The organism is Clostridium nigeriense, assembly GCF_050585245.1.
Taxonomy (GTDB): Bacteria; Bacillota; Clostridia; order Clostridiales; family Clostridiaceae; genus Clostridium; species Clostridium nigeriense_A.
In genome coordinates, this window is sequence record NZ_JBNOOF010000010.1 from 18,158 (window position 1) to 40,953 (window position 22,796).

Here is a 22,796-nt window from a genome sequence, read left to right on the forward strand (position 1 = left end):
ATTCTATTTATTTTACTTATATCATTAATTGATGTATATTACAAGAGTATGAAATATTTAAAATGAATTTTAAATTGTTAGGAGAGATTGTTTTGGAAAGAGTTGTTGGTACAGTTGTTAGAGGACTTCGTTGCCCAATCATTAAAGAAGGTGATAAAATTGAGGATATCGTTGTAGAAAGCGTACTTAAGGCTTCAGAAGCTGAAGGCTTTACTATAAATGATAAAGATATAATTACTGTAACTGAATCAATAGTTGCACGTGCTCAAGGAAATTATGCTTCTATAGATAATATTGCTACAGATGTTAAAGCTAAGTTTGGTGACGATACTATTGGTGTAATATTCCCAATCTTAAGTCGTAACCGTTTTGCAATATGCCTTCGTGGTATAGCAAAGGGAGCTAAGAAAATAGTACTAATGTTAAGCTATCCATCTGATGAAGTTGGAAATCACTTAGTTGATTTAGATATGTTAGATGATAAGGGAGTTAATCCTTGGACAGATGTTTTAACAGAACAAGAATTCCGTAATCTATTTGGATATAATAAACATACTTTCACAGGTGTTGACTATATTGATTACTATAAATCTTTAATAGAAGAATATGGTGTTGAATGTGAAGTAATATTCTCAAACAATCCTAAAACTATATTAAATTATACAAAGAATGTTCTTACTTGTGACATTCATACAAGATTTAGAACTAAGAAAATTTTAAAAGCAAATGGCGGAGAAAAAATTTACAGCCTTGATAATATATTAAGTGAATCTATAGATGGAAGTGGATATAATGAAGCCTATGGATTATTAGGTTCAAATAAATCAACAGAAGAAACTGTTAAACTTTTTCCTCGTAACTGTCAACCAGTAGTTGATAATATACAAGCTATTCTTAAAGAAAAGACAGGAAAAGATGTTGAAGTTATGATTTATGGAGATGGAGCTTTCAAAGATCCAGTGGGTAAGATTTGGGAACTTGCTGATCCAGTTGTTTCACCAGCTTATACATCAGGTTTAAATGGTACTCCAAATGAAATAAAATTAAAATATCTTGCAGATAATAACTTTGCTGATTTAAAAGGTGAAGATCTTAAGAATGCAATATCAGAATATATTAAAAATAAGGAGTCAGATTTAGTTGGAGCTATGGAATCTCAAGGTACTACTCCAAGAAGACTTACTGACCTTATAGGATCATTATCAGACTTAACATCAGGAAGTGGAGATAAAGGAACACCTATAATCTTCATCCAAGGTTACTTCGATAACTATACAAAGTAATAATTCAAACTAGCTACAATTAATAAATTAAAATTCTGTTAATTGCCAATATCGAGAAAGTAACTAATTTTGTATAATTGTTATTTTTATTATTTTAATATTACTGGAAATTTAAAATTCCAGTAATATTTTTTATATTTTATCTGAAAAATGCCATTTAAGTACCTTTCATTTATATATTTTTATAACATAAATTACATTTAGCATATTTATTATTTTCTATTTCATTACCAGTAACTAAAAAATAACAGATACCTAAAAGGAAAGATATCTGTATATTTTTTATTTCTTTATTCCATATTTAATTATCATTGGGGTTATTATACTTGTTATTATTGATGCTAATGCTATCTGAGACATTGCAACATCCATAAAAGGAGTATACACATTACTAATTTCAGCGGCTAATGATGGTACTGAAATAGATAATCCTGCTACAGATGACATTGCAATAGCTGCATAACCAGGTCTCTTTATAACTTTTCTATCTATTAATACTAGCGGTAAAAGACTTGTTAAATAGAATATTACTGTAAGAATTATTCCTGATATTCCTGCTTTTAAGGCTACTATAAAGTTTATACTACTCCCAAAGCATATTCCCATAAAAGGTAAAAGTATTACTGTAGCTGGTGCATATAACTTCTTAAAATCACTATCTAAATTTCCTAATACCATTCCTAATAAAAATGGAAAAAGGTTAGCCATTATTATTTTTAAATCTATTCCTTGTCCACTTGCCGAACTTAAAATCATTAGTGGAACTGCAGGTACCACTATTAGATTTAAAAATCCAAAAGCTGCACCATCTATTTCATCTCCATAATCATTAACTAAAGCTAAATATAATCCAGGGTTACAGCTTGTAATTGTAGCGATAATAGCAACTGCTGATATTCCAAATACTCCTTCTATTCCAAAGAATTTTATTACTAATAATCCACTAATATATGACATTAATAACTTTCCAACACATAATATACCTGCTCTTTTAATAACGTAAACTGTCTTTTTTAAATTGAATTGTGTTCCAGAGGCAAATAGCATTAGTCCTACTAAAACCATAGTACTTTTATTAGTAAAAAGTGCTGTTGTTGGATTCCCTATTTGAAAAATCTCAGGGAAAAAAGTATTTATTATTGCAGAAAGTATCATAGGGACTATAAGAAGTCCCCCTGGTACTTTCTTAATACTATTTAGTATTTTCATAAATATTAAAGCTCTTCTCCATTAGTATCTATAACATTCTTATACCAATAAAATGAATCTTTCTTGTAACGTTTCATTGTTCCATTACCATAATCATCTTGATCTACATATATAAACCCATAACGTTTTGACATTTCTGATGTTCCTGATGAAATCATGTCAATTGGTCCCCACATTGTATAACCAATAACTTCTACTCCATCTTCAATAGCAAGCTTTAATTGTTCAATATGTTTACGTAAAAAATCAACTCTATATGGGTCATGTACTTTATTATCCTCTGTTAATGTATCAAAAAATCCTGAACTATTTTCAAGTATAAATACAGGTAATCCAAATCTATCATATACATGATTTAATGTATATCTTAATCCTATTGGGTCAATTTGCCATCCCCATTCATTTGCATCAAGATGTGGATTTTTATAAACACTATGAACATTACCCGCAGTAAGCTCTAATTGATCTCCATCATTACTAGATATCATAGAGTTATAGTATGACATTCCTACAAAGTCAGCTGTATTTTCCTTAATAACTTCTAAATCTCCATCTTTTATATCTAAATTAATATTATGTTCCTCAAAATATTTCTTTGAATAATATGGGTACTTACCACCATTTAAAATATCTAAATAGAATAGATTCTTCATTTGGTCATCCTTTTGCATTGCTAAAGCATCTTCTGGCTTGCATGTATAAGGATAAGTAGTAAAGTATGCTACCATGCTACCTATCTTATTTTCTTTATCTATTTCATGAGCAAGCTTTGTAGCCTTTGCAGCTGCAACAAATTGATGATGAAGAGCTTGGAATAACATTTCTTCATAGTTTTCTTGCCCTTCATCTATTACACCCATAGTTTTAGGACCTGCTTTAATACTCATATTTATTTCATTAAATGTTACCCAATACTTTACTTTTCCTTTATATCTATTGAATATTACCTCGCAATATCTTAGGTATAAATCGATTAATTCTCTGTTATACCATCCACCAAACTTCTCAACTAGAACTATTGGAAAATCAAAGTGTGATATTGTTATTAATGGTTCCATACCATTTTTTAAGCATTCATCTATGATACTATCATAGAATTTTAATCCTAATTCATTTGGTTCTCTGTCATCCCCATTTGGGAATAAACGTGCCCAAGAAATTGAATATCTAAATACCTTAAATCCCATTTCTTTAAATAGAGCCATATCTTCCTTATATGTATGATAAAAATCTATACCTCTTCTCTTTGGATATTTTATTGTATCTGGATCATTTTTAGCTTCTTCTATCATTTCTCTTGTAATTTTAAGTTGCTTAGTTACTTTTCTATCGTTTTTAGGATTAAATGGCATTACTTCTGGAATAGTAAGTGTCTTACCATCTACATTGTAGGCACCCTCAGCTTGACAAGCTGATAAGGCACCTCCCCATAAAAAGTTCTTTGGAAATCCTTTATTCATATAAATCTACCTCTTTCGCTACTTATTTATACTAAGTTTAATAAATCATCATTATTTGTTACTTCACCATTTTTTACAGCTATAACATCATTAAATTTATCAGAATTTGTAATTATAAATGGGGTTATAACATCATATCCTTCTTTTTTAATTCCATCTATATCAAATTCAACTAATAAGTCTCCTGCCTTTATTCTTTGTCCTTTAGTTATATGACTCTTAAAATATTTACCTTCTAAGTTTACAGTATCTAATCCAATGTGAATTAATACTTCTACACCATCGTTAGATTTTAAACCAATAGCATGATTTGTATTAAAAATCGCTTCAACTACTCCATCAAATGGAGCTATTACCTTACCTACCTTGGGTTCAATTGCAATTCCTTTTCCCATTAATCCATCAGAAAATACAGTATCATTAACTTCAGCTAAATCTTTAACTGTTCCTTCTACTGGGCTTTTTACCATAATACTTTCACAAGAAATCACGTTTTCTTTTTTATCTTCCTTCTTATCTTCCTTCTTATCTTCACCCATTACAGAATCATCAACTCCAGCAATAAGAGTAAATACACATCCTAAAACAAAAGCTGCTACTACACCAATTATTATATAAATATATTTATTTGCACTAAATGTTGTAAGAGATAAAATTCCTGGAATAGCGATAGCATTTGCCTTTGCATTAACCATACCATAAAATCCGCTTACTAAACCTGCTGCTAAACACCCAGCAAAGAAAGGTTTTTTATATCTTAAAGTAACTCCGTAAATAGCAGGTTCTGTAATTCCAAATACAGCTGTTAATGAACTTGATCCTGCTGCTGCCTTCATAGTTTTATTTCTAGTCTTTAAGAATACAGCAAAGGCTGCACCACCTTGTGCAATATTAGCAGCTAAAGCACTTGCTGTTAATACAGTAAATCCTGTATCTGCAACTTGTTGAACTTGCATTGGCATTATTGAATAGTGCATACCAAACATAACAAGTATCGGTCTAAAGAATCCTAATAAAGCTCCTGCAACTATTCCACTTTTTGCAAATAATATATCTAATCCTTCTGCAATCCATGTACCTACATATGAACCAAATGGTCCTATTGCAATCAATTGAACTGGAACCATAATTAATAAAGTAATCATTGGGACAATTAATACCTTAAGCATATCTGGAACTATCTTTTCAACAAATCTATAAACATAACTTAATAGCCATACTGATAATATTATTGGAATTACCGTAGAAGTGTACTTAACTAATAAAATAGGTAATCCTAAAAAACTTATCCTATCAACACCAGTTTGAGCAATCTTACCTGCTGCATCTAAAATTGTCGGATGAAGTAAACATCCTGCTAAAGCAACTGCTAAATATTCATTAGTTTTGAATTTTCTTGCAGCACTAACAGCTAAGAAGAATGGCATAAAATAAAATACACAGTCAGCTATCATATTGAATATTGTAATAAACCCCATTGATGGATCTACCATACCTGTTGTAGTCATTAATGATGATAAACATTTCATCATCCCACATCCAACAAGTGCAGGAAGTATAGGTGTAAATATTCCTGCTATAGTTTCTATAAATACATTAAAAGGATTTTTCTTAACCTTTGGCATATCTTCTCCATCATTGTTTGAGAAATTACCAAGTTGTATAAATTCTCCATATACTTTATTAACCTTAGCCCCAATTACAACTTGTAATTGTCCACCACTATGTTGTGCTTTTAAAACACCTTCTAAAGTATCTATTGCTTTTAAATTCACTTCTGCTTCTGATTTAACAACAAGTCTTAATCTTGTAGCACAATGAGTAACAAGATTAATATTCTTTTCTCCACCACTTAATTCAAGAATCTTTTGAGCTAATTCTTTATTATTCATCTATCTCTCCACCTTTTGCTTTATGATAAATATATTTAAAACTTTTAAATCTAGCTAGCATTTGATTTATAAGTTATAAAATCAAAATAAAAATGACCAAATATTAGCGTAATTATAGTTATAATAAATAATCACATTAATATTTGGTCATGCCTGATCGAATCAGTAACAGTCCTAATTTTTTTCTTTCCTTATTCTTTGGATATGAAGCATTAAATATAATTTTTCATCATTTGTACACTTCCATCCATAATTTTTATTTAAATGTTTCTCTATTACTTCAACACACTCTAACTCTTCAGTTAATTTGTCCTTCATAAGAGCAAACATGTCATTATTATCATTATCTAATGGTTTTTTGTTTACTTGTCTTATAATAAAATATCTTATATGAGTTACAAATCTAGTAAACTCAAAGGAGTCTTCATTAAATTCTATTTTAAACTTATATTTTATTAAATTAAGAATTTCTCCCATAATAGTTGTTATCTTTGTTGTTTCAGTCATATCATGCTTACCAATCTGAGCATTTATAAAATGTAGTGCTATAAAAGCTGCTTCATTTTTATCTAATTTAACTCCAAGGTCATTTTCAATAATATCTAGTGAATGAAATCCTATCTCATACTCCTTAGGATAAAGATGTTTGATTTCCCATTGAAGAGGACTTCTCATTCCTACCCCTTCTTTACTCCTTTGAATAGCAAAATTAATATGGTCAGATAAAGTTAATAAAATATCTGCATTGAACTCCATATTAAGTTCTTTATATCCACTTCGTATAACCTTTTCTGTTACCTTTATTACTTCATTAGGGATAGATTCTAAGATTTCAGAAGCTTTTGTATTTTGAGGAATTATATACTTTTTCTCTATTAAAGATAGGTCTTCTAAAATATATGGCATTTTACGGAATCCTAATCCCTTTCCAGTAACTATAATTTCTTCTCCTTTATCGTTTAAAGCTAATACAACATTGTTATTTAACTTTTTTAATATCTTCATCTTTAGCATCTTCCCCCCTATTTATTTTAAAAAGCAAAAAATGACCAAACATTAATATAATTATACATAAATAATCACATTAATTTTTGGTCATGCCTGATCGAATCAGTAACAGTCCTTACATGAATACGATAACAGAACATTTCATGCTTGTCAATATTTTTTGAATTTTTTTTGCTAAACTCCTTACAAAAATAATATTATTTACATGATCATACTCAGCTAAAGAAACTATAATCTCCTTATTAACTGTAAAGTATTCTTTTTCGTATCCTGAATTCTCAAGTCTTAGATAAACTCTACAGCTACAACGAGCCTGTTTAAAATAAACTCTGACTATCCCATTGCAAACATTAATTACACTTCCTAAAAACTCAATTGAGTCAATCTTCCTAGAAAAATAATTCATATATTAAGTCAAAAATGTAATAATAGGTAAAATTCAGTAGAAATCCCAACTTATTTCTTTATGATAACCTCTCTTCTGGTTCAATGGAAGTATACAAACTTTGATAATATTTTTCCTAGGTATATAATTAAAATATTAATAAAAATATACTACGGAAGGATACTATTGAAGGTGAAAAAATGAAATTTATCCGAAAAGATGTTATTAATCTAACCTTGCCAATATTAGCTGAACAATTATTTGTAATATCCATGGGAATGGTAAATACAATGATGGCAGGTCATATAGGAAAAGAAGCAGTTTCTGCAATTGGTATGGTAGATTCCATAAACAATATAGTAATTGCTTTTTTTTCTGCTCTTGCAGTGGGTGGAATGGTAGTAGTTGCTCAATTTATAGGACAATCTAATATAAAAAAAGCAAATTCCGCTATGAAGCAAGCTCTTTACTCATCTATACTTATATCTGTACTTATTACTTTGCTAATGTTTATTTTTAAAAGATTTATACTATCTTTTCTTTTTGGTGCTGCTGAGGCTGAAGTTATAAGTTCAGCAAATACATATTTATCTATAACCCTACTAACTTATCCTTTAATTACAATGGATCTTATTTGTAATGGGATTTTAAGAGGAGCAGGAGATACTAAAACACCTATGAAGATAACAATATTTATGAATGTTATGAATGTTATTTTTACTTTTACATTTATAAATATTTTAAAACTTGGCATAATAGGTGCAGCTTTAGGAATAGCTTTAGCTAGAAGTATAGGGGCTTTTATTGTTCTATTTGTTCTATTAAAAGGTTCAAGTATATTAAAATTAACAAACCTTAGAAAATTCAAGTTTGATTTAACTCTATTAAAACCAATTTTTTCAATTGGAGTCCCTGCAAGTATAGAATCTCTATTATTTAATGGTGGAAAATTAATAACTCAAGTATTTATTGTTGATATGGGTACAATATCTATAGCTTCTAATTCTATAACTAGTTCTATTGGTAGTATGCTTAATATACCTGGAAATGCCTTATGTATAGCTGCTACAGCTTTAGTAGGTCAACATATGGGTAAGGGTGAAACCGAGGAAGCAAGTGATACTTTAGCTTATATAACAAAATTATCAACTATTTCATTAATTGTTATGGCTTTAGTATTCCTACCTTTTTCAGGTTTAGCTCCTAGATTATATACAAGTGATACTAATATAATTAATTTAAGCAGAAATGTATGTATATTATATGCAATATTTATTCCTATATGGTCTATATCATTTGTTCTTCCTGCTGGATTAAAGGGTGCAGGTGATGCAAAATACACAATGGTTACCTCCTTAATAGGTATGTGGTTATTTAGAATTACCCTTGGTTACTTTTTAGGAATAAATCTAAATTTAGGCCTTATTGGTGTTTGGAGTGGAATGTTTGTTGACTGGGCTGTAAGAGGAGTTTTATACCTTATAAGATTTAAAAAAGGTACTTGGAAAGAAAAACAAGTAATAGCACGAGTAACTTCTAGCTAACTAAAACTTGTTTTCAAATTTCATATATTAAACACCATAAATTGTAATCTCTATGAAATAAAAAGACTTATATTTTTATAATCTAGTACCTTTTAATTATAAGTTTAATATAATAAACATAATCACTTGTTTTAAGGTAATAAAATGAATTTTAATGGATGGGGTAATTTTGAGGATTTATTAAAAGCTTGCGGTTATACTAATTTTTCTGATGACAACGCTAACTCCGGATGCAATGATATACCAAATGGATTTCAGTCTCTTCCACCAGAACTTTTTGCAATAATAGGTGAAATACTTGGTAATATAATAGCAGGAAATATTCCTTTTAATGTACAAAATGTAATTGGAAACTGGCTCGAATTAGTTGGCCAAGTTATTTTAGTATTTAATTCTCAGCAACAGTATTTTGAATCAGGTCCAGGTAGATATTATAATCCTAGTAATTATAATGTTGATAATCCTTTTTGTAGCACTAACTCTACAAGTTCTACTTCCAATACCTCAAGCACCTCTACTACTTCCAAATCTTCTAACTCCAAAAGTAATGACATAGATAAAATAAAAGATTTAGAAAAACAAGTACAAGAGTTAACTAGTGAAATAAATAAAATTAAAATATTATTACAAAAAGAATAAGCTAGTAACTATTTTTATATAAGTTATTAGCTTATTCTTATTTTAATATCTAGGAAAGTATAAAAAGTCTACCCGCTTAATAATTATTTATACTTTACTTCCTTTAGCTTTGAAGTAATTCTATGGCATAAAAATTCATAATTCCGAGGAATGAGGAATTATTACCTTTAGTTTGTGGAAGTAAATAAGTTGTGTTAGGGCGACTTGGAGCTTGCGACGGAGCAACTAATATAACTTATTTACTTCTTTTTTTATTCTACAGATTTTAATGCATCTATCATATTAATATTCTTTAATTTTATATGCATCATTATCATTACTAAAAATGCAAATAATAAAGTCATTAGTCCTGATAATACATAACTACTCATATAAACATCTGGTATCATCATCATTGTATCTGTTTCTGCAGTATTAAGTATAAAGTTATAAAGAATTTTTCCCATAAAGGAACCTACCAATATACCTACCAATGTTAGTATTATATTTTCTCTAAATACATACATTGTAACTTCATTATCAAAAAATCCTAAAACTTTTATAGTAGATAGCTCTCTTATACGTTCAGATACATTAATGTTAATTAAATTATATAAAACTACAAAGGCTAAACAACCTGAAGCTATTATTATAACTAACATTACTAAACCTAAACTAGAATTGTTACTTGAACTTCTAACCTTAGACATCATTGTAATGTTCATAACTTTATCTGATTCCATAATAGTAGTTTGTATATCTTCTTCATTTACATCAGATTTTAAATTTAAAAACTGTGCATTGTATGTGATATCCTTATTGAATATCTCTTTATAATACTCCGGTGACATATATATATAATGTGATACGTAATTTTCTGCTATATCATCAATCCTAACTTCATAGGAATTTTCATCCGAATCCTTTAATGTTACAAAATCACCAACAGATGCATTTAAAAGTTTCGCTAATTTTTCACTTATAATCACACCATTATTTGATAACTTATACTCTATTTCAGTTTTCCTATCATTTAATGATACATATTTATTTAATTCATCTACTTCTTTAGGAACGTACATCATAGCACTTTGTTTATTCATTCCCTCTTTACTGAATGTTATTGATTCTTGATGTATATCTAGGCTTGATTCGTATTCATCTAATGAAGTTAAAGTACTATTATAATTTTCATCTTCCTCTTCACTTGAATCATCATTAAATACTACTATAGCATCATATTTCATTAATTTATTAAACTGCTTTTCTATCATAGCGTTATTAGACTTATTTAAAGAAAATCCTGTTACAAGCATTGCCATACATCCAGCTATACCTAATATAGTCATTATCATACGTTGTTTATATCTAAAAAGATTTCTAAATGTTACCTTCTGATTAAAATTAAATCTTTTCCATAAAGGAGTTATTCTTTCAAGTAGTATCTTTTTACCTATCTTTGGAGCTTTTACCCTCATAAGATTTGAAGGATTCTCTTTTAGTTCTGCACTTAATACAAATAAAGATGCCCCTACTGTACAAAGTATTGATATTAAAATTGATTGAACTATATAGGAAGTATAATAATGTATTTCTACTTTTGGTAAATTAAACATATCTCCATAAGCCATGTTCACTATATATGGAAGCCCATTACTTCCTACTAATATACCAAGTACACTACCTACTATACTTGCTAAGGCTGCATATATAACAAACTTCTTAGAAATTTCTAAGTCACTGTACCCTAAAGCCTTTAGTGTACCTATTTCTGTTCTATTTTCTTCTACCATCCTAGTCATTGTTGTTAAGCAAATTAAAACTGCAACTAGAAAGAAAAATACTGGAAATACTGCAGCTATGTTATCTAGACTTTGTATTGAATCTCCATATGTTGAATACCCAGGATTATCATCTCTATCAAAGAAATAATACTTACTATTATCTAAATCATTTAATTTAGATTGTTGCTCTTCTACTTCTTTTCCTACATCTAATAAATTTTGATTTCCATATTCTATTTCTTTATATAACTCATTAAATTTCTGTTGAAATTCTAATTTTACTTCTTCTATTCTTTCTATTGATCTATTAGCAAATAAATTTTTAAGATACTTAATATTTTCCTCCATCTTATCTTTATAATCATCACTATAAGCATCAATATTTTCTACGTTTTTAAATCTTACATAAACTTCAGTATATGCATCCATTGATATATCTGAGCTATTTATTACTGCAAAATAATCAATACTACCAGTTCCTATGGTTGTACTACCTCTAGATTCTTTATCTATATACATTGGACTTTTTATAAAACCAACTATTTTATAAGTTTTACTGTTAAAATATCCCATAGTATCTTTATCAGATTCTATTGTATACTCATCTCCTATATTTAATCCTTCATCTAAAACTTTTTCATCTAATGCTATCTCTCCAGAAGTTTGAGGAAGCCTTCCATCTACTATTGTGAATTTATTTATATAATTAATATCTTCAGGATTATACTCTATAAATTTAACCACACTATTCATATTAGTTAGGTTGACATCTAAACTATGGGTTGGATAATAATCTAAAATATTTTCATCATTCTTTAACAGTTCTAAATCATTATCATTAAGACCTAAATCTGATACAATTTTACTATCCATAAGATTAGAATCCCTATAAAAATTACTTATAGAAGCTTCTAAATCTGGTCCACTTGATTTAATTCCTGAATAAAATGCTACTCCTAAAAATATTATTGCTAGTATTGAAATAAATCTTGCCTTTGATGATAAAATTTCTCTTATTATTGATTTACTATGTGCTTTAACTCGCATTTATTGTCACTCCTACCATTCTATCTTATCAACTGGTACTGGATTTTTATTTACTTCAATGCTTCTAACTTTTGCATCATTAATCTTAATTACTCTATTTGCAATTGGAGCAATCGCAGAATTATGAGTTATAATTATAACCGTTGTCCCTGTATTCTTACAGGTATCTTGCAATGTTTTTAAAATTTGTTTTCCTGTTTTGTAATCAAGAGCTCCCGTTGGCTCATCGCAAAGTAAAAGCTTTGGATTCTTAGCTATAGCTCTTGCAATAGCAACCCTTTGTTGCTCCCCTCCTGATAGCTGTGATGGAAAATTATTTTTTCTATGACTAAGACCTACGGCCTCAAGAGTCTCATCCACATCTAAGGCATTTTTTGAAATTTGAGAAGCAAGTTCTACATTTTCTCTAGCTGTCAAATTTTGTACTAAATTATAAAATTGAAATACAAACCCAACATCATTTCTTCTATAATTTGTTAGCTTCTTATTATTAAACTTAGCTATATCTATATTATCTATTATTATCTTACCTTCATCACAAGTATCCATTCCACCAAGTATATTAAGAACTGTAGATTTACCAGCACCACTAGGACCTAATATTATAACTAACTCTCCTTTTTCTACTGAAAAAGTTATTCCATTATTAGCAACAACAACACTATCTCCCATTTTATATCTTTTATATACATCAATTATTTCTATATATGGCATACTCAACCTCCATTTATTCTATTAAAATTGTCATCAATACTAAATGTTATAAAATATACACTACGTATGATTAATAATAAAATAGGAATAGTAGTTAATTTTGTATAAAAACAAAACTAACTACTATCCTTTTATTCACCTATAAAACGCATTATATCATCAACGTCTTTTCTTTGCGTTGCTTTTGGGTGTTCATCTTCATAACCATAAACAATAAGTGCTGCTACTGTTTCTTCCTCTGGTAATCCTATAATTTTAGCTATTGACTCCTCATCAATAACTCCCATGATACACGTTCCTACACCTTTAGCATGAGCTGCTAAGCAGAAGGTTTGGCATGCAATACCAGCATCAAATACTTCCCAAGCATTAGCTTTTGAAGTTGCATAGTTATCTTCGTCCATTTTACCACTTTTGCACTTGACAAAACTTAATACCGCAACACCTTTTGCATTTTTTAAAGTCTTAATATTATAAACAAACCCATTAACGCCTTCAGTTGCAAGTTGCTTAATAATATCTTCATTATCAACTAATGTATATCTTGCTATTTGTAAATTCTTCCATGATGGAGCCCATCTACTAATTGAAATAATCTCCTTCATAGTTTCTCTATCTACTTTTTCATTTTTAAATTTACGAACACTTCTTCTCTCTTCTATCATTTTTATTGCATCCATTTTAGATACCTTCTTTCCATTTTCAGATATTAAATTCTGTACAAGTTTCATGGGACAAAGTTCATATTTATTCGTTGTATCTTTAAAATTAAAAATACAATTATTACCCTGTACCATTTATACCCTCAATTATACCTTATTCACGTTTAAATCTTCAAGGCATATTTTCCGTTACCTTTTATTTACTTTCTTTTCCCTATAACATATTTTTATATAAAATAAGGATATTACTTATAGTTAGAAACTATTTGTAATATCCCTATAAATTTATATGTTATTCATATACTTATATAATATTTCTTTAAATCTATCTTAAAAGATTTTTTATATCTTCAACTATTAATTCATCTGTTAAATGATAACGTCTATATAATTCATTTATATTAGCTTTATCAGTAAATTCCTTAGTAGCTCCAAAGTTTAATACTTTCATATCTTTATCTCCATAGAATCTTGATATCTTTTCTCCAAATCCTCCATCAAGTATTCCATCCTCTAAAGTTATTACTAGCTTGTGATTTTCTAATAAACCATTTAGCATATTTTCATCTATTCCAGTTATAAATCTTGGATTGATTAATGTTGCATTTATATTTAATTCTTCTTTTAATTTAATTTGTACTTTTTCACCTAATTGATAGAAGGCTCCAAGTCCTATTATAGCTACTTCTTCACCTTCATTTGTTTTTTTATAAGTATTTAGATTAGAAAAGTCTGCTTCTACTCTTTCTCCAGTTAACACTACACCATTGCTTGGCACTCTTACTACAACAGGGTGCTCATCTTGCTCTATTCCCCACTCCATCATAGCTAGATACTCCTCCTTATTTGTAGGTGCAAGGTATACTATATTAGGTATATTAGATATTAAAGGTATATCAAATATTCCTAGATGAGTTATATCTGATCCACTTATACCATTTCCATGAATAAGTATTAAAGCTGGATTATCATTTATAGCTAAGTCTTGTGATAATTGGTCATAAGTTCTTTGAATAAATGAACTATAAAAAGATGCTACTGGCTTACAACCTTGTGATGCCATCCCTGAAGCTAAAGCTATTGCATGTTCTTCAGCTATACCTACATCAACAAATTGATCTTTAAATTTATATCTAAATTCATTTAATCCTACTCCCATTGGTGTAGCTGCTGTTATACCAACTATTTTTTTATCTTTGCTAGCTTTTTCGCATAAAAAGTTGTCAGTTATTTTTGAATAGCTTTCACCAGAAAAATTAGATAGAGGTTTTTTAGTTTTTAAATCAAATGGCATAACCCAGTGGAAAGCTTCTTTATTTACTTCAGCATCTTCATAACCCTTACCTTTTATAGTATGCATATGTATAACTACTGGATGATCTATATCCTTAACCTTTGTAAATACATCTATTAAAGACTCTAAATCGTGGCCTTTTACATAATGATATTCAAATCCAAATGATTTGAAGAAGTTATCTTCTGATTTACCTTCAGTTTCACGAAGCTTTGCTAGGTTTTGATATATACCCCCATAGTTTTCAGCTATAGACATATCATTATCATTTACAAGTATTATTATATTTTTTCCTGAAGCTGATGCATTATTAAGACCTTCTAAAGCTTCTCCACCACTTAATGATCCATCACCTATTACAGCTATTATATTTTCACTATCTCCTTTTACATCTCTTGCCTTAGCAAGACCACAAGCTAAGCTTATTGAAGTAGATGTATGACCAATTCTAAAAAAATCATGTTTACTTTCTAATTGAGAAGTATATCCTGTTATACTATTAAATTTATCTGGATCTAAAAAACCATACTTTCTACCTGTCAAAATTTTATGTGGATATGATTGGTGAGAAACATCATATACAATTTTATCTACTGGTGAATTAAATACATAGTGTAGTGCAATTGTTGCTTCAACCATTCCTAAATTTGGTCCAAAATGTCCTCCAGTTTGGCTAACTTTATTTATTATTACTTCTCTTATTTCACTAGCCAGCTCTTTTAAGTCACTTATATTAAGTACTTTTAAATCCTTTGGCGAATCTACTTTATTTAAAATATTCAATTTCATATGTATTCCTCCTTGAATATATAAGTTTAATTTTATTTTAAAATTATATCCATGTAAATTAGTATATCTCTTAGAGTTAACTCTAAGTCAATACTTTTTTCATTTTTATATACTCTACGCTTCAAAATAAATTACTTGATAAATCTCTTCATTATAGGTGTCAATTCTAATACTTATATAAATATAAAAATATCCTAGTAAAGTAAATTAATATCTTTACTAGGATAACTTTAATTTCTATTTCAACATATTATAGAAGCTTTAATATCTCTGTGTTTTTCAAAATATCCTTTAATGTAATATCCTTTATTGGTAATTTATCTACTCCAAGACATGTTTTAGCTGCATTAACTAATACACGAATATCATATTGACTAGGGAATACTGGATCAACTACTTTATTAAGCTTCATCAATCCATATACAGCCATCATTGCACTTCTAATAGAATATTCTACAGTGAATACACAATCATTAGGTACTTCCGAATATTGTCCTATAAATCCAAAGTTTTCGCTTCCCTTAGGAATAACATCAGGTCTATCACCTTTCACACGAGGCATAAATTGAGAAGTTATATATGGCATCATACTTGGAATTACATTAATTGTATGTTTAAGAATTTCTGGAATTCTGTCCTTTAATCCCATATGATATAAAAGTTCCTCAAACATTTCACGGCCTGTACATTCAGATATTGATTTATTTATATAATCACCTTTAATATCAAGATTTAATGCATATGCCCATAATACTTTAACATTATCAGGTTGATTGATAAAGTGAGGATGTTTTGGAACAACCCAGCTCATAAACCATTTTGAATCCTTTATGGTTACAAGACCACCCATTCCAGGCTTATCTCCAGTTAAATTATATAAATAAGGGAAAACTATATCATCATCTTTTAATGTAATTGTAAATGATAGCCACTTAGTTTTATCTATATCATTACAAAATACTTCTGGTTTTCCAAAGTCTTCTGATTTCTTTGCAATCTTTTGCCATACACTAAAGCATCCTTTATCATCTGAAGTGTTAATAACTGCTGGATGATCTAAATCACCTCTTGTGGTATTTTCAGTCATTGATCCATTAGTAAATAAAACTAAATCATCTTTATTTATATCTATTTTTTCATAACTATTATCTTTTACATAATGAATTGATTTTGCTACTTTTTTATTATTTGAAAAATCAAAATCTATATCTGTTACTTTATATCCAGTATCAAAACATACATTATTATCTTTTAACCATGTTATTAGTGGAAGAATTAATGAATCATATTGATTGTACTCAGTATGCAAAATCCCTTTAAGTCTATTCAATCCACCTATTAAATGCATAAACCTTTCCATATAACGTTTTACTTCTACAACACTATGCCACTTTTCAAATGCAAACATTGATGCCCAGAAGAACCAAAAGTTTGTTTCAAAAAATGATTGTGAAAAATATTCTTCAATTGTTGTTGCTCCAAGAGCCTCTTCTGTTAACATATGAAGTTTAGCAAGTTCCATGGCATTTTCTTTTGATAACCCTAAACTAGAAAAATCAGCTTTTTCTCCTTGATTATGAACTAAACGACAATGTGACTCAATCGGTTCTTCAAGATTTAAATCTCTAAACTCATCTAAAACACTTCTATTTTTATCCTTTAATGATGGTATAAAGCTAAATAACTCCATGAAGCATTCAAAATGTTCTTCTATTTCTCTTCCACCTCTTGCAGTATATCCTTTAGTTGCATTACCAGCTCCATCCATTGAGCCTCCATAAACCTTAGATTCTTCTAAAATATGAATATTTTTACCTGGCATATGAGCATCTCTAATTAAAAAAGCTGCTGCAGATAGTGAAGCTATTCCTCCTCCAATTAAATACGCCTTTCTTCCATTAATATTCTTAGGTATAGATGGATTAATTTTTTGATAATTTCCCATAATTAAGCACCTCTTTTTTAATTCTTTATATTAATAGCTTATTCCTCTAATAAATCTTCTTCAATAAACACAAAAAGGAAATTGAGAAAATATTTCACACTATTATTAAGGTGTGTAATATTTTCTCAATTTCCTTTAATATATTATTATTTTTTACTTTTATCATTTCTCATCATCACATAAGAAAGAGTGCCTGTCATTATTCTTTCTATCCTATCTAAAATACATTTTGAGTCTTCCTTCAATCCATTTCTAAGCCATAATATAAATTCTCCTACTATAGCTAGTGTATAAAATCTTATTGTTTCATTTTTTATATTCTCCTCAATATCCATATCTTTCGTAATATCTATAGTTACCCCTTGTAATGCACTATAAAAAATATTGTATAAAAACTTCTCTAAGTGATCACGTCCCAAAGAATTAAATGTATTAATGCATATTATTTTATTATCTATAGTATACTGAAGCACTCTATTTATAGCTATCTTCCATCCATCTAAATTATAGTATTGTTCTAACTCCTCTATTACCTCATGTTCATAAATCCACTCAAGTAATTCATAAATATCATTGAAGTGATTATAAAACGTACGTCTTGTAACTCCGCATTCATTTGTAACTTCCTTAACTGTAATTTTGTTTATAGAATGCTTCTTCATTAGCTTCTTTAAGGCATTAGCTAAAGCAATCTCTGTTATTTGTGAATTAGACATATTTTTCTCCTTTTATTACCAAATTATAAATATCTTAAATTAAATTTACTTTTTATAATAATAACATGTAAATATTGATTCTCCAAACTCCATCTTTGCTCTAAAAACCAATTTAATTCTTTTATCTGTAAGCTTGCTTAATTACTTAGTTAGTAAATATTTTTACTAAAATATCTATCTCCTCTATCAGGTAAAATGGTAATTATATTACCTTCATCTATTTTATCTGTTAATTTTAAAGTAGCAGATAAAGCTGCTCCAGATGAACTTCCTACAATAAGGCCTTCCTTTAGTGCAATTAGTTTTACCATGTCATAGGCTTCTTTATCTGAAACCTTTATAACATCATCTACTAATTTCATATCCATTGTACTTGGAATAAAGTTATTTCCTATACCTTCTATATCATAACAGCCTTCGATACCTCCACCCATTGTAGAACCTTCTGGATCTGCTAATATAGATTTTATATTTTTATTTTTCTCCTTCAGAAATTTTGCTACTCCAGTAAATGTTCCTCCACTGCCGGCACCTGAAACGAAATAATCTATTTCTCCATTCATTGCTTCATATATTTCTGGACCAGTTTTTTCATAATGAGCAAGAGGATTTGCTTGGTTTTCAAATTGCCTTAAGCTTATTGAATTTTCTATAGTCATAAGTAATTCATCTGCTTTTTTAACAGCACCGAGCATTCCATCTTCTCTTGGGGTATTTATAATTTTAGCTCCTAGAGCTCTCATTAATGTCTGCTTTTCTATAGAAAACTTAGTTGGAACTATAAATATTATATTATAGCCTTTATTTATTGCTGCAATAGCTATTCCAAGACCAGTATTTCCAGCAGTTGCTTCAATTATTGTATATCCCGGCTTTAATTTTCCTTCTCTTTCTGCCGCTTCAATCATGTAAACTCCTATTCTATCTTTGACACTTCCACCAGGATTATTACTTTCAAGCTTTACAAAAATGTTTACCCCTTCTTTAATATTTAAATTATTCAGTTTAATTATTGGGGTATTCCCTATTAACTCTTGAATATTATTTAAATATTTCACTACTAAATCCCTTCTTTATTGCTTTATTAGCATATTCATGTGCAAGTTCTATAGAATGATCTCTGTAATTACCACATTGAAGCTCATTAGCTGCTGGAACTTCTTCTGTGTCTAATACTTTTTTCAAGCTATATTCTAATGCTTTTATTACATCCTTAACTTCAACTTCTCCCCAAGCAGTTAAATAAAAACCTGTTCTACATCCCATTGGTGAAATATCTATTATAGTATCTATTTTTTCTCGCATAAATCCTGCAAGTAAATGTTCTAAACTATGAATTGCAGCAGTTGGCATTACTTCTTTATTCGGTTGCATAAATCTTAAATCAAATTTAGATATGCTATCTCCATTAACACCTTTTTGAGTGCCACATTTTCTAACATATGGTGCCTTAACCTTTGTGTGATCTAGTGAAAAACTTTCTACTTTAATCATCTTATTTACTCTCCCTTAACGCACTTTCTATATCTTTTATTAAATCTTCAATATTTTCTATCCCAATTGATAATCTTATTAAATTATCAACTATTCCAACCTTTTGTCTTATCTCATATGGTATAGAGGCATGAGTCATTGAAGCTGGATGACAAGCTAGTGACTCAACTCCTCCTAGACTTTCACCAAAAGTTATTATTTCAAGATTATTAAAAAACTTTTTATAGTCATATCCTTTCTTTATTACAAAAGATATTATTCCCCCATAACCTTTAGCTTGTTTATTTTGAATTTCATATCCTGGATGATCTTCAAAACCTGGATAATATACCTTTTCTATTTCTTCTCTATTTCTTAAAAATTCAGCAATTGCTTTTGTATTTTCATTATGCCTATCCATCCTAACTGCTAATGTCTTAATACCTTTTATTAGCATAAATGAATCAAAAGGTGATAAAACTCCCCCTGTTGAGTTTTGAATAAAATGAAGTCTTTCTGCTAAATCTTCACTATTAACAACAACTACTCCTGAAACTGTATCACTATGTCCACCAAGATATTTAGTAGCGCTATGAATAACTATATCAGCACCAAGCTTAATTGGTTTTTGAAGATATGGAGTCATAAAAGTGTTATCAACTATAGTGTATATACCTTTTGCTTTAGCTATATTTGAAACTGCTTCAATATCACTTATATCCATTAGCGGATTTGTTGGACTTTCTATAAATATAGCCCTTACAGCCTCATCCATACTATTTTTTACTTCTTCCAAATTAGAAGTATCAACTATTTTATATTCAATTCCAAAATGGTTAAAAACCTTATCTAAAACTCTAAATGTGCCTCCATATACATTGTTTGAAATAACTATTTTATCTCCACATTTGAAAAGAGAAAGAACGGCAGTAGTAGCTGCCATTCCAGAAGCAAATCCAAAACCTGCATAACCCTCTTCTAAATCTGAAACAAGTTTTTCTAAAGCCTCCCTTGTTGGATTTCCTGTTCTTGAATATTCATACCCCTTATTTATACCAAACTTTGGTTGTTTATATGTGGAAGTTTGATATATAGGTATATTTACTGCTCCTGTTTTCTCATCTCCATCTATTCCACCATGAATTAATAATGATTCTATTTTCATCTTCTAACTATCCCTCCTACTATTTTTTAATTCCTCTAGCTATAAAAATTCCTGTTTCAGTATATTCACCCTTACTTGAATATCCTTTGCAGCTTAAATCTGTATTTTCTATTTGAATATTATTAAAACCAGCTTCTTCTAGCCAATTTTTTATTTGCTCATTTGAAAATCCAAGCCATTCATCAAACATTTCTTCTCTAGCCCACTCACCATCATGCTCCATAACATCAGATATAACTACAACCCCATCTTTTTTTAGGACTCTATGCATTTCTGATATAGCTTTTTTTGCATCCTTTATATGATGAAGTGCCATATTTATAAAAATAATATCTACAGACTCATCAAAAAGTGATAAATTATCAAGTGATGATTTAATTAGATATAAATTTTTATAATTTTTATCTGATGCATTAGCCTTTAACTGCTTAAGCATATTACTTGAATTATCTACAGAAAAAACTATACTTGCTTCATCTGATAATGCTAAAGAAACAAAACCTGTCCCACATCCTAAATCAGCCACAACTTTATCCTTTATATTAGCTATGGATAAAAGTTTATATTTTAACCTCTCCTCAAAATATTCACTACGAATAACATTCCACTTTTCAGCTATAGAATCAAAGTATTGTACAGAATTCATAATAAACCTCCTTCGTTTTTATTAATAATATTTTGTAAATTTTTATAAAATCATTTGAACTTACTTACTGTAATATCAGTTAAGTAACACTTAAAAATATTTATCTACTAACAAAAAAACTTCTGCCTCTAAACCTTAGAGGCAGAAGTAATCTTCCGCGATTCCACTCTAATTATCTTTTATACAACCTAATAATTATATAAAAAGACATCTTATCTTTTGGTACATATATACCTCAACGCTGTAACGGGCATTCCCGCTGAAGTCTACTAAAGTTTCGATTCAGAGCTCAGAGATGCACTTCAATTAATATCTACTTAAAATCTCTTACACCCAAGGAGATTTCTCTCTGAAAGCTTTTATTAAGCTACTCTTCTCATCTTAGCTATTATTCCTATCGGACTACTTTTTTATAATAACATTATATAACAAACTTTAAGATTTGTTCTTAAAATTAAAAAAATTTAAAATCTAATTCCTTTATATTCTCCCTTATCTTCTTTTGTAAGTTAACTATGAATAATAAATTTCTATACAGTAGATACTATTTTTAAACAAATAAAATTTTTATATAAAAGGAGATAATCTATATGTCATTAATAGGAAAACAAGTAGAACCTTTCAAGGCAAATGCCTATCAAAATGGAAATTTTATCGAAGTAACAGCAGAAAGTTTTAAAGGTCAATGGAGCGTACTTTGCTTCTATCCTGCTGATTTCACTTTTGTTTGTCCTACAGAACTTGAAGATTTGCAAGATCAATATGCAACCCTTAAGTCTCTCGGAGCTGAAGTCTATTCTATTTCAACAGATACTCACTTTACACATAAAGCATGGCACGATACTTCTGATGCAATTGGTAAAATTGAATATATTATGATTGGTGATCCATCACATACAATTTCAAAAAACTTTGATGTACTTATTGAAGAATCTGGTCTTGCAGATAGAGGTACATTTATTATTGATCCAGATGGTACTGTGCAATGTGTTGAAATTAATGCAGGTAATATTGGTCGTGATGCAAGTGTTGTAGTAGATAAAATTAAAGCTGCTCAATATGTAAGAAATAATCCGAAAGAAGTTTGCCCTGCTAAGTGGAAAGAAGGTTCTAAAACACTAATACCAGGTCTTGACCTTGTTGGCAAAATTTAATAGGTGAA

The 22,796-nt window shown here is 29.0% G+C and carries 18 protein-coding genes and 1 other annotated feature; of the genes, 4 read left to right on the forward strand and 14 right to left on the reverse strand.

Going from position 1 to position 22,796, the window contains the following annotated elements; genetic code table 11:
* Window positions 1–92: 92 nt before the first annotated feature.
* Complete coding sequence (locus tag ACQPUY_RS14395; RefSeq protein ID WP_430842151.1) at window positions 93–1,283, forward strand: coenzyme F420-0:L-glutamate ligase; 1,191 nt, start codon at window positions 93–95, stop codon at window positions 1,281–1,283.
* Between the two features lie 282 nt (window positions 1,284–1,565).
* Here ACQPUY_RS14395 and ACQPUY_RS14400 read toward each other — a convergent pair whose 3' ends face one another.
* The 4 genes from ACQPUY_RS14400 to ACQPUY_RS14415 all read right to left on the reverse strand — a co-directional run bounded on the left by ACQPUY_RS14400 (window position 1,566) and on the right by ACQPUY_RS14415 (window position 6,849).
* Window positions 1,566–2,492 (reverse strand): 2-keto-3-deoxygluconate permease, encoded by a 927-nt coding sequence (locus ACQPUY_RS14400; protein WP_430842153.1) that lies wholly within the window; start codon window positions 2,490–2,492, stop codon window positions 1,566–1,568.
* 5 nt (window positions 2,493–2,497) lie between these two features.
* Window positions 2,498–3,952 (reverse strand): glycoside hydrolase family 1 protein, encoded by a 1,455-nt coding sequence (locus tag ACQPUY_RS14405; RefSeq protein ID WP_430842155.1) that lies wholly within the window; start codon window positions 3,950–3,952, stop codon window positions 2,498–2,500.
* A 26-nt stretch (window positions 3,953–3,978) separates the two neighbouring features.
* Window positions 3,979–5,844: a beta-glucoside-specific PTS transporter subunit IIABC gene (locus tag ACQPUY_RS14410; RefSeq protein WP_430842157.1), complete on the reverse strand. Its 1,866-nt coding sequence runs from the start codon at window positions 5,842–5,844 to the stop codon at window positions 3,979–3,981.
* A gap of 174 nt (window positions 5,845–6,018) precedes the next feature.
* Window positions 6,019–6,849 (reverse strand): PRD domain-containing protein, encoded by an 831-nt coding sequence (locus ACQPUY_RS14415; protein ID WP_430842161.1) that lies wholly within the window; start codon window positions 6,847–6,849, stop codon window positions 6,019–6,021.
* Window positions 6,850–7,437: 588 nt separating this feature from the next.
* Here ACQPUY_RS14415 and ACQPUY_RS14420 point away from each other — a divergent pair.
* The gene (locus tag ACQPUY_RS14420; protein ID WP_430842163.1) at window positions 7,438–8,781 is read left to right on the forward strand and encodes an MATE family efflux transporter; all 1,344 of its coding nucleotides are present in this window, start codon (window positions 7,438–7,440) and stop codon (window positions 8,779–8,781) included.
* Window positions 8,782–8,925: 144 nt separating this feature from the next.
* The gene (locus ACQPUY_RS14425; protein WP_430842165.1) at window positions 8,926–9,420 is read left to right on the forward strand and encodes a hypothetical protein; all 495 of its coding nucleotides are present in this window, start codon (window positions 8,926–8,928) and stop codon (window positions 9,418–9,420) included.
* Between the two features lie 251 nt (window positions 9,421–9,671).
* Here ACQPUY_RS14425 and ACQPUY_RS14430 read toward each other — a convergent pair whose 3' ends face one another.
* The 10 genes from ACQPUY_RS14430 to ACQPUY_RS14475 form a co-directional block, all read right to left on the reverse strand.
* Window positions 9,672–12,230: an FtsX-like permease family protein gene (locus ACQPUY_RS14430; protein ID WP_430842167.1), complete on the reverse strand. Its 2,559-nt coding sequence runs from the start codon at window positions 12,228–12,230 to the stop codon at window positions 9,672–9,674.
* Window positions 12,231–12,242: 12 nt separating this feature from the next.
* On the reverse strand, window positions 12,243–12,944 hold the full coding sequence (locus tag ACQPUY_RS14435) for an ABC transporter ATP-binding protein (protein WP_430842169.1): 702 nt from the start codon (window positions 12,942–12,944) through the stop codon (window positions 12,243–12,245).
* Window positions 12,945–13,075: 131 nt separating this feature from the next.
* Window positions 13,076–13,675 carry a nitroreductase family protein gene (locus tag ACQPUY_RS14440; protein WP_430842171.1) on the reverse strand — a complete coding sequence of 200 codons (600 nt, stop codon included), beginning with the start codon at window positions 13,673–13,675 and terminating at the stop codon, window positions 13,076–13,078.
* 256 nt (window positions 13,676–13,931) lie between these two features.
* Window positions 13,932–15,689, reverse strand: coding sequence for a 1-deoxy-D-xylulose-5-phosphate synthase (locus ACQPUY_RS14445; protein WP_430842173.1), 1,758 nt, complete (start codon window positions 15,687–15,689; stop codon window positions 13,932–13,934).
* 250 nt (window positions 15,690–15,939) lie between these two features.
* Window positions 15,940–17,634, reverse strand: a complete 1,695-nt coding sequence (locus tag ACQPUY_RS14450) for an oleate hydratase (protein WP_430842175.1) — start codon at window positions 17,632–17,634, stop codon at window positions 15,940–15,942.
* A gap of 146 nt (window positions 17,635–17,780) precedes the next feature.
* The gene (locus tag ACQPUY_RS14455) at window positions 17,781–18,350 is read right to left on the reverse strand and encodes a TetR/AcrR family transcriptional regulator C-terminal domain-containing protein (RefSeq protein WP_430842177.1); all 570 of its coding nucleotides are present in this window, start codon (window positions 18,348–18,350) and stop codon (window positions 17,781–17,783) included.
* 149 nt (window positions 18,351–18,499) lie between these two features.
* Complete coding sequence (locus ACQPUY_RS14460) at window positions 18,500–19,408, reverse strand: PLP-dependent cysteine synthase family protein (RefSeq protein WP_430842179.1); 909 nt, start codon at window positions 19,406–19,408, stop codon at window positions 18,500–18,502.
* Window positions 19,392–19,844 carry an S-ribosylhomocysteine lyase gene (locus tag ACQPUY_RS14465; RefSeq protein WP_430842181.1) on the reverse strand — a complete coding sequence of 151 codons (453 nt, stop codon included), beginning with the start codon at window positions 19,842–19,844 and terminating at the stop codon, window positions 19,392–19,394. Before ACQPUY_RS14465 ends, ACQPUY_RS14460 begins: the two co-directional genes overlap by 17 nt.
* A gap of 1 nt (window position 19,845) precedes the next feature.
* On the reverse strand, window positions 19,846–20,988 hold the full coding sequence (locus ACQPUY_RS14470) for a trans-sulfuration enzyme family protein (RefSeq protein ID WP_430842183.1): 1,143 nt from the start codon (window positions 20,986–20,988) through the stop codon (window positions 19,846–19,848).
* Window positions 20,989–21,007: 19 nt separating this feature from the next.
* Window positions 21,008–21,634: a class I SAM-dependent methyltransferase gene (locus tag ACQPUY_RS14475; protein WP_430842185.1), complete on the reverse strand. Its 627-nt coding sequence runs from the start codon at window positions 21,632–21,634 to the stop codon at window positions 21,008–21,010.
* Between the two features lie 134 nt (window positions 21,635–21,768).
* Window positions 21,769–22,026 (reverse strand) — a binding site (T-box leader).
* A 198-nt stretch (window positions 22,027–22,224) separates the two neighbouring features.
* Here ACQPUY_RS14475 and ahpC point away from each other — a divergent pair.
* Window positions 22,225–22,788 carry an alkyl hydroperoxide reductase subunit C gene (gene ahpC, locus ACQPUY_RS14480; protein ID WP_430842187.1) on the forward strand — a complete coding sequence of 188 codons (564 nt, stop codon included), beginning with the start codon at window positions 22,225–22,227 and terminating at the stop codon, window positions 22,786–22,788.
* Window positions 22,789–22,796 lie beyond the last annotated feature (8 nt).

Coding starts and splice junctions, on each gene's coding strand:
- ACQPUY_RS14425 (WP_430842165.1), top strand. CDS start 8,926: ATGAATTTTAATGGATGGGGTAATTTTGAGGATTTATTAAAAGCTTGC.
- ACQPUY_RS14470 (WP_430842183.1), bottom strand. CDS start 20,988: ATGAAAATAGAATCATTATTAATTCATGGTGGAATAGATGGAGATGAG.
- ACQPUY_RS14465 (WP_430842181.1), bottom strand. CDS start 19,844: ATGATTAAAGTAGAAAGTTTTTCACTAGATCACACAAAGGTTAAGGCA.
- ACQPUY_RS14430 (WP_430842167.1), bottom strand. CDS start 12,230: ATGCGAGTTAAAGCACATAGTAAATCAATAATAAGAGAAATTTTATCA.
- ACQPUY_RS14440 (WP_430842171.1), bottom strand. CDS start 13,675: ATGAAACTTGTACAGAATTTAATATCTGAAAATGGAAAGAAGGTATCT.
- ACQPUY_RS14455 (WP_430842177.1), bottom strand. CDS start 18,350: ATGTCTAATTCACAAATAACAGAGATTGCTTTAGCTAATGCCTTAAAG.
- ACQPUY_RS14420 (WP_430842163.1), top strand. CDS start 7,438: ATGAAATTTATCCGAAAAGATGTTATTAATCTAACCTTGCCAATATTA.
- ACQPUY_RS14405 (WP_430842155.1), bottom strand. CDS start 3,952: ATGAATAAAGGATTTCCAAAGAACTTTTTATGGGGAGGTGCCTTATCA.
- ACQPUY_RS14410 (WP_430842157.1), bottom strand. CDS start 5,844: ATGAATAATAAAGAATTAGCTCAAAAGATTCTTGAATTAAGTGGTGGA.
- ACQPUY_RS14450 (WP_430842175.1), bottom strand. CDS start 17,634: ATGGGAAATTATCAAAAAATTAATCCATCTATACCTAAGAATATTAAT.
- ACQPUY_RS14445 (WP_430842173.1), bottom strand. CDS start 15,689: ATGAAATTGAATATTTTAAATAAAGTAGATTCGCCAAAGGATTTAAAA.
- ACQPUY_RS14400 (WP_430842153.1), bottom strand. CDS start 2,492: ATGAAAATACTAAATAGTATTAAGAAAGTACCAGGGGGACTTCTTATA.
- ahpC (WP_430842187.1), top strand. CDS start 22,225: ATGTCATTAATAGGAAAACAAGTAGAACCTTTCAAGGCAAATGCCTAT.
- ACQPUY_RS14475 (WP_430842185.1), bottom strand. CDS start 21,634: ATGAATTCTGTACAATACTTTGATTCTATAGCTGAAAAGTGGAATGTT.
- ACQPUY_RS14435 (WP_430842169.1), bottom strand. CDS start 12,944: ATGCCATATATAGAAATAATTGATGTATATAAAAGATATAAAATGGGA.
- ACQPUY_RS14415 (WP_430842161.1), bottom strand. CDS start 6,849: ATGAAGATATTAAAAAAGTTAAATAACAATGTTGTATTAGCTTTAAAC.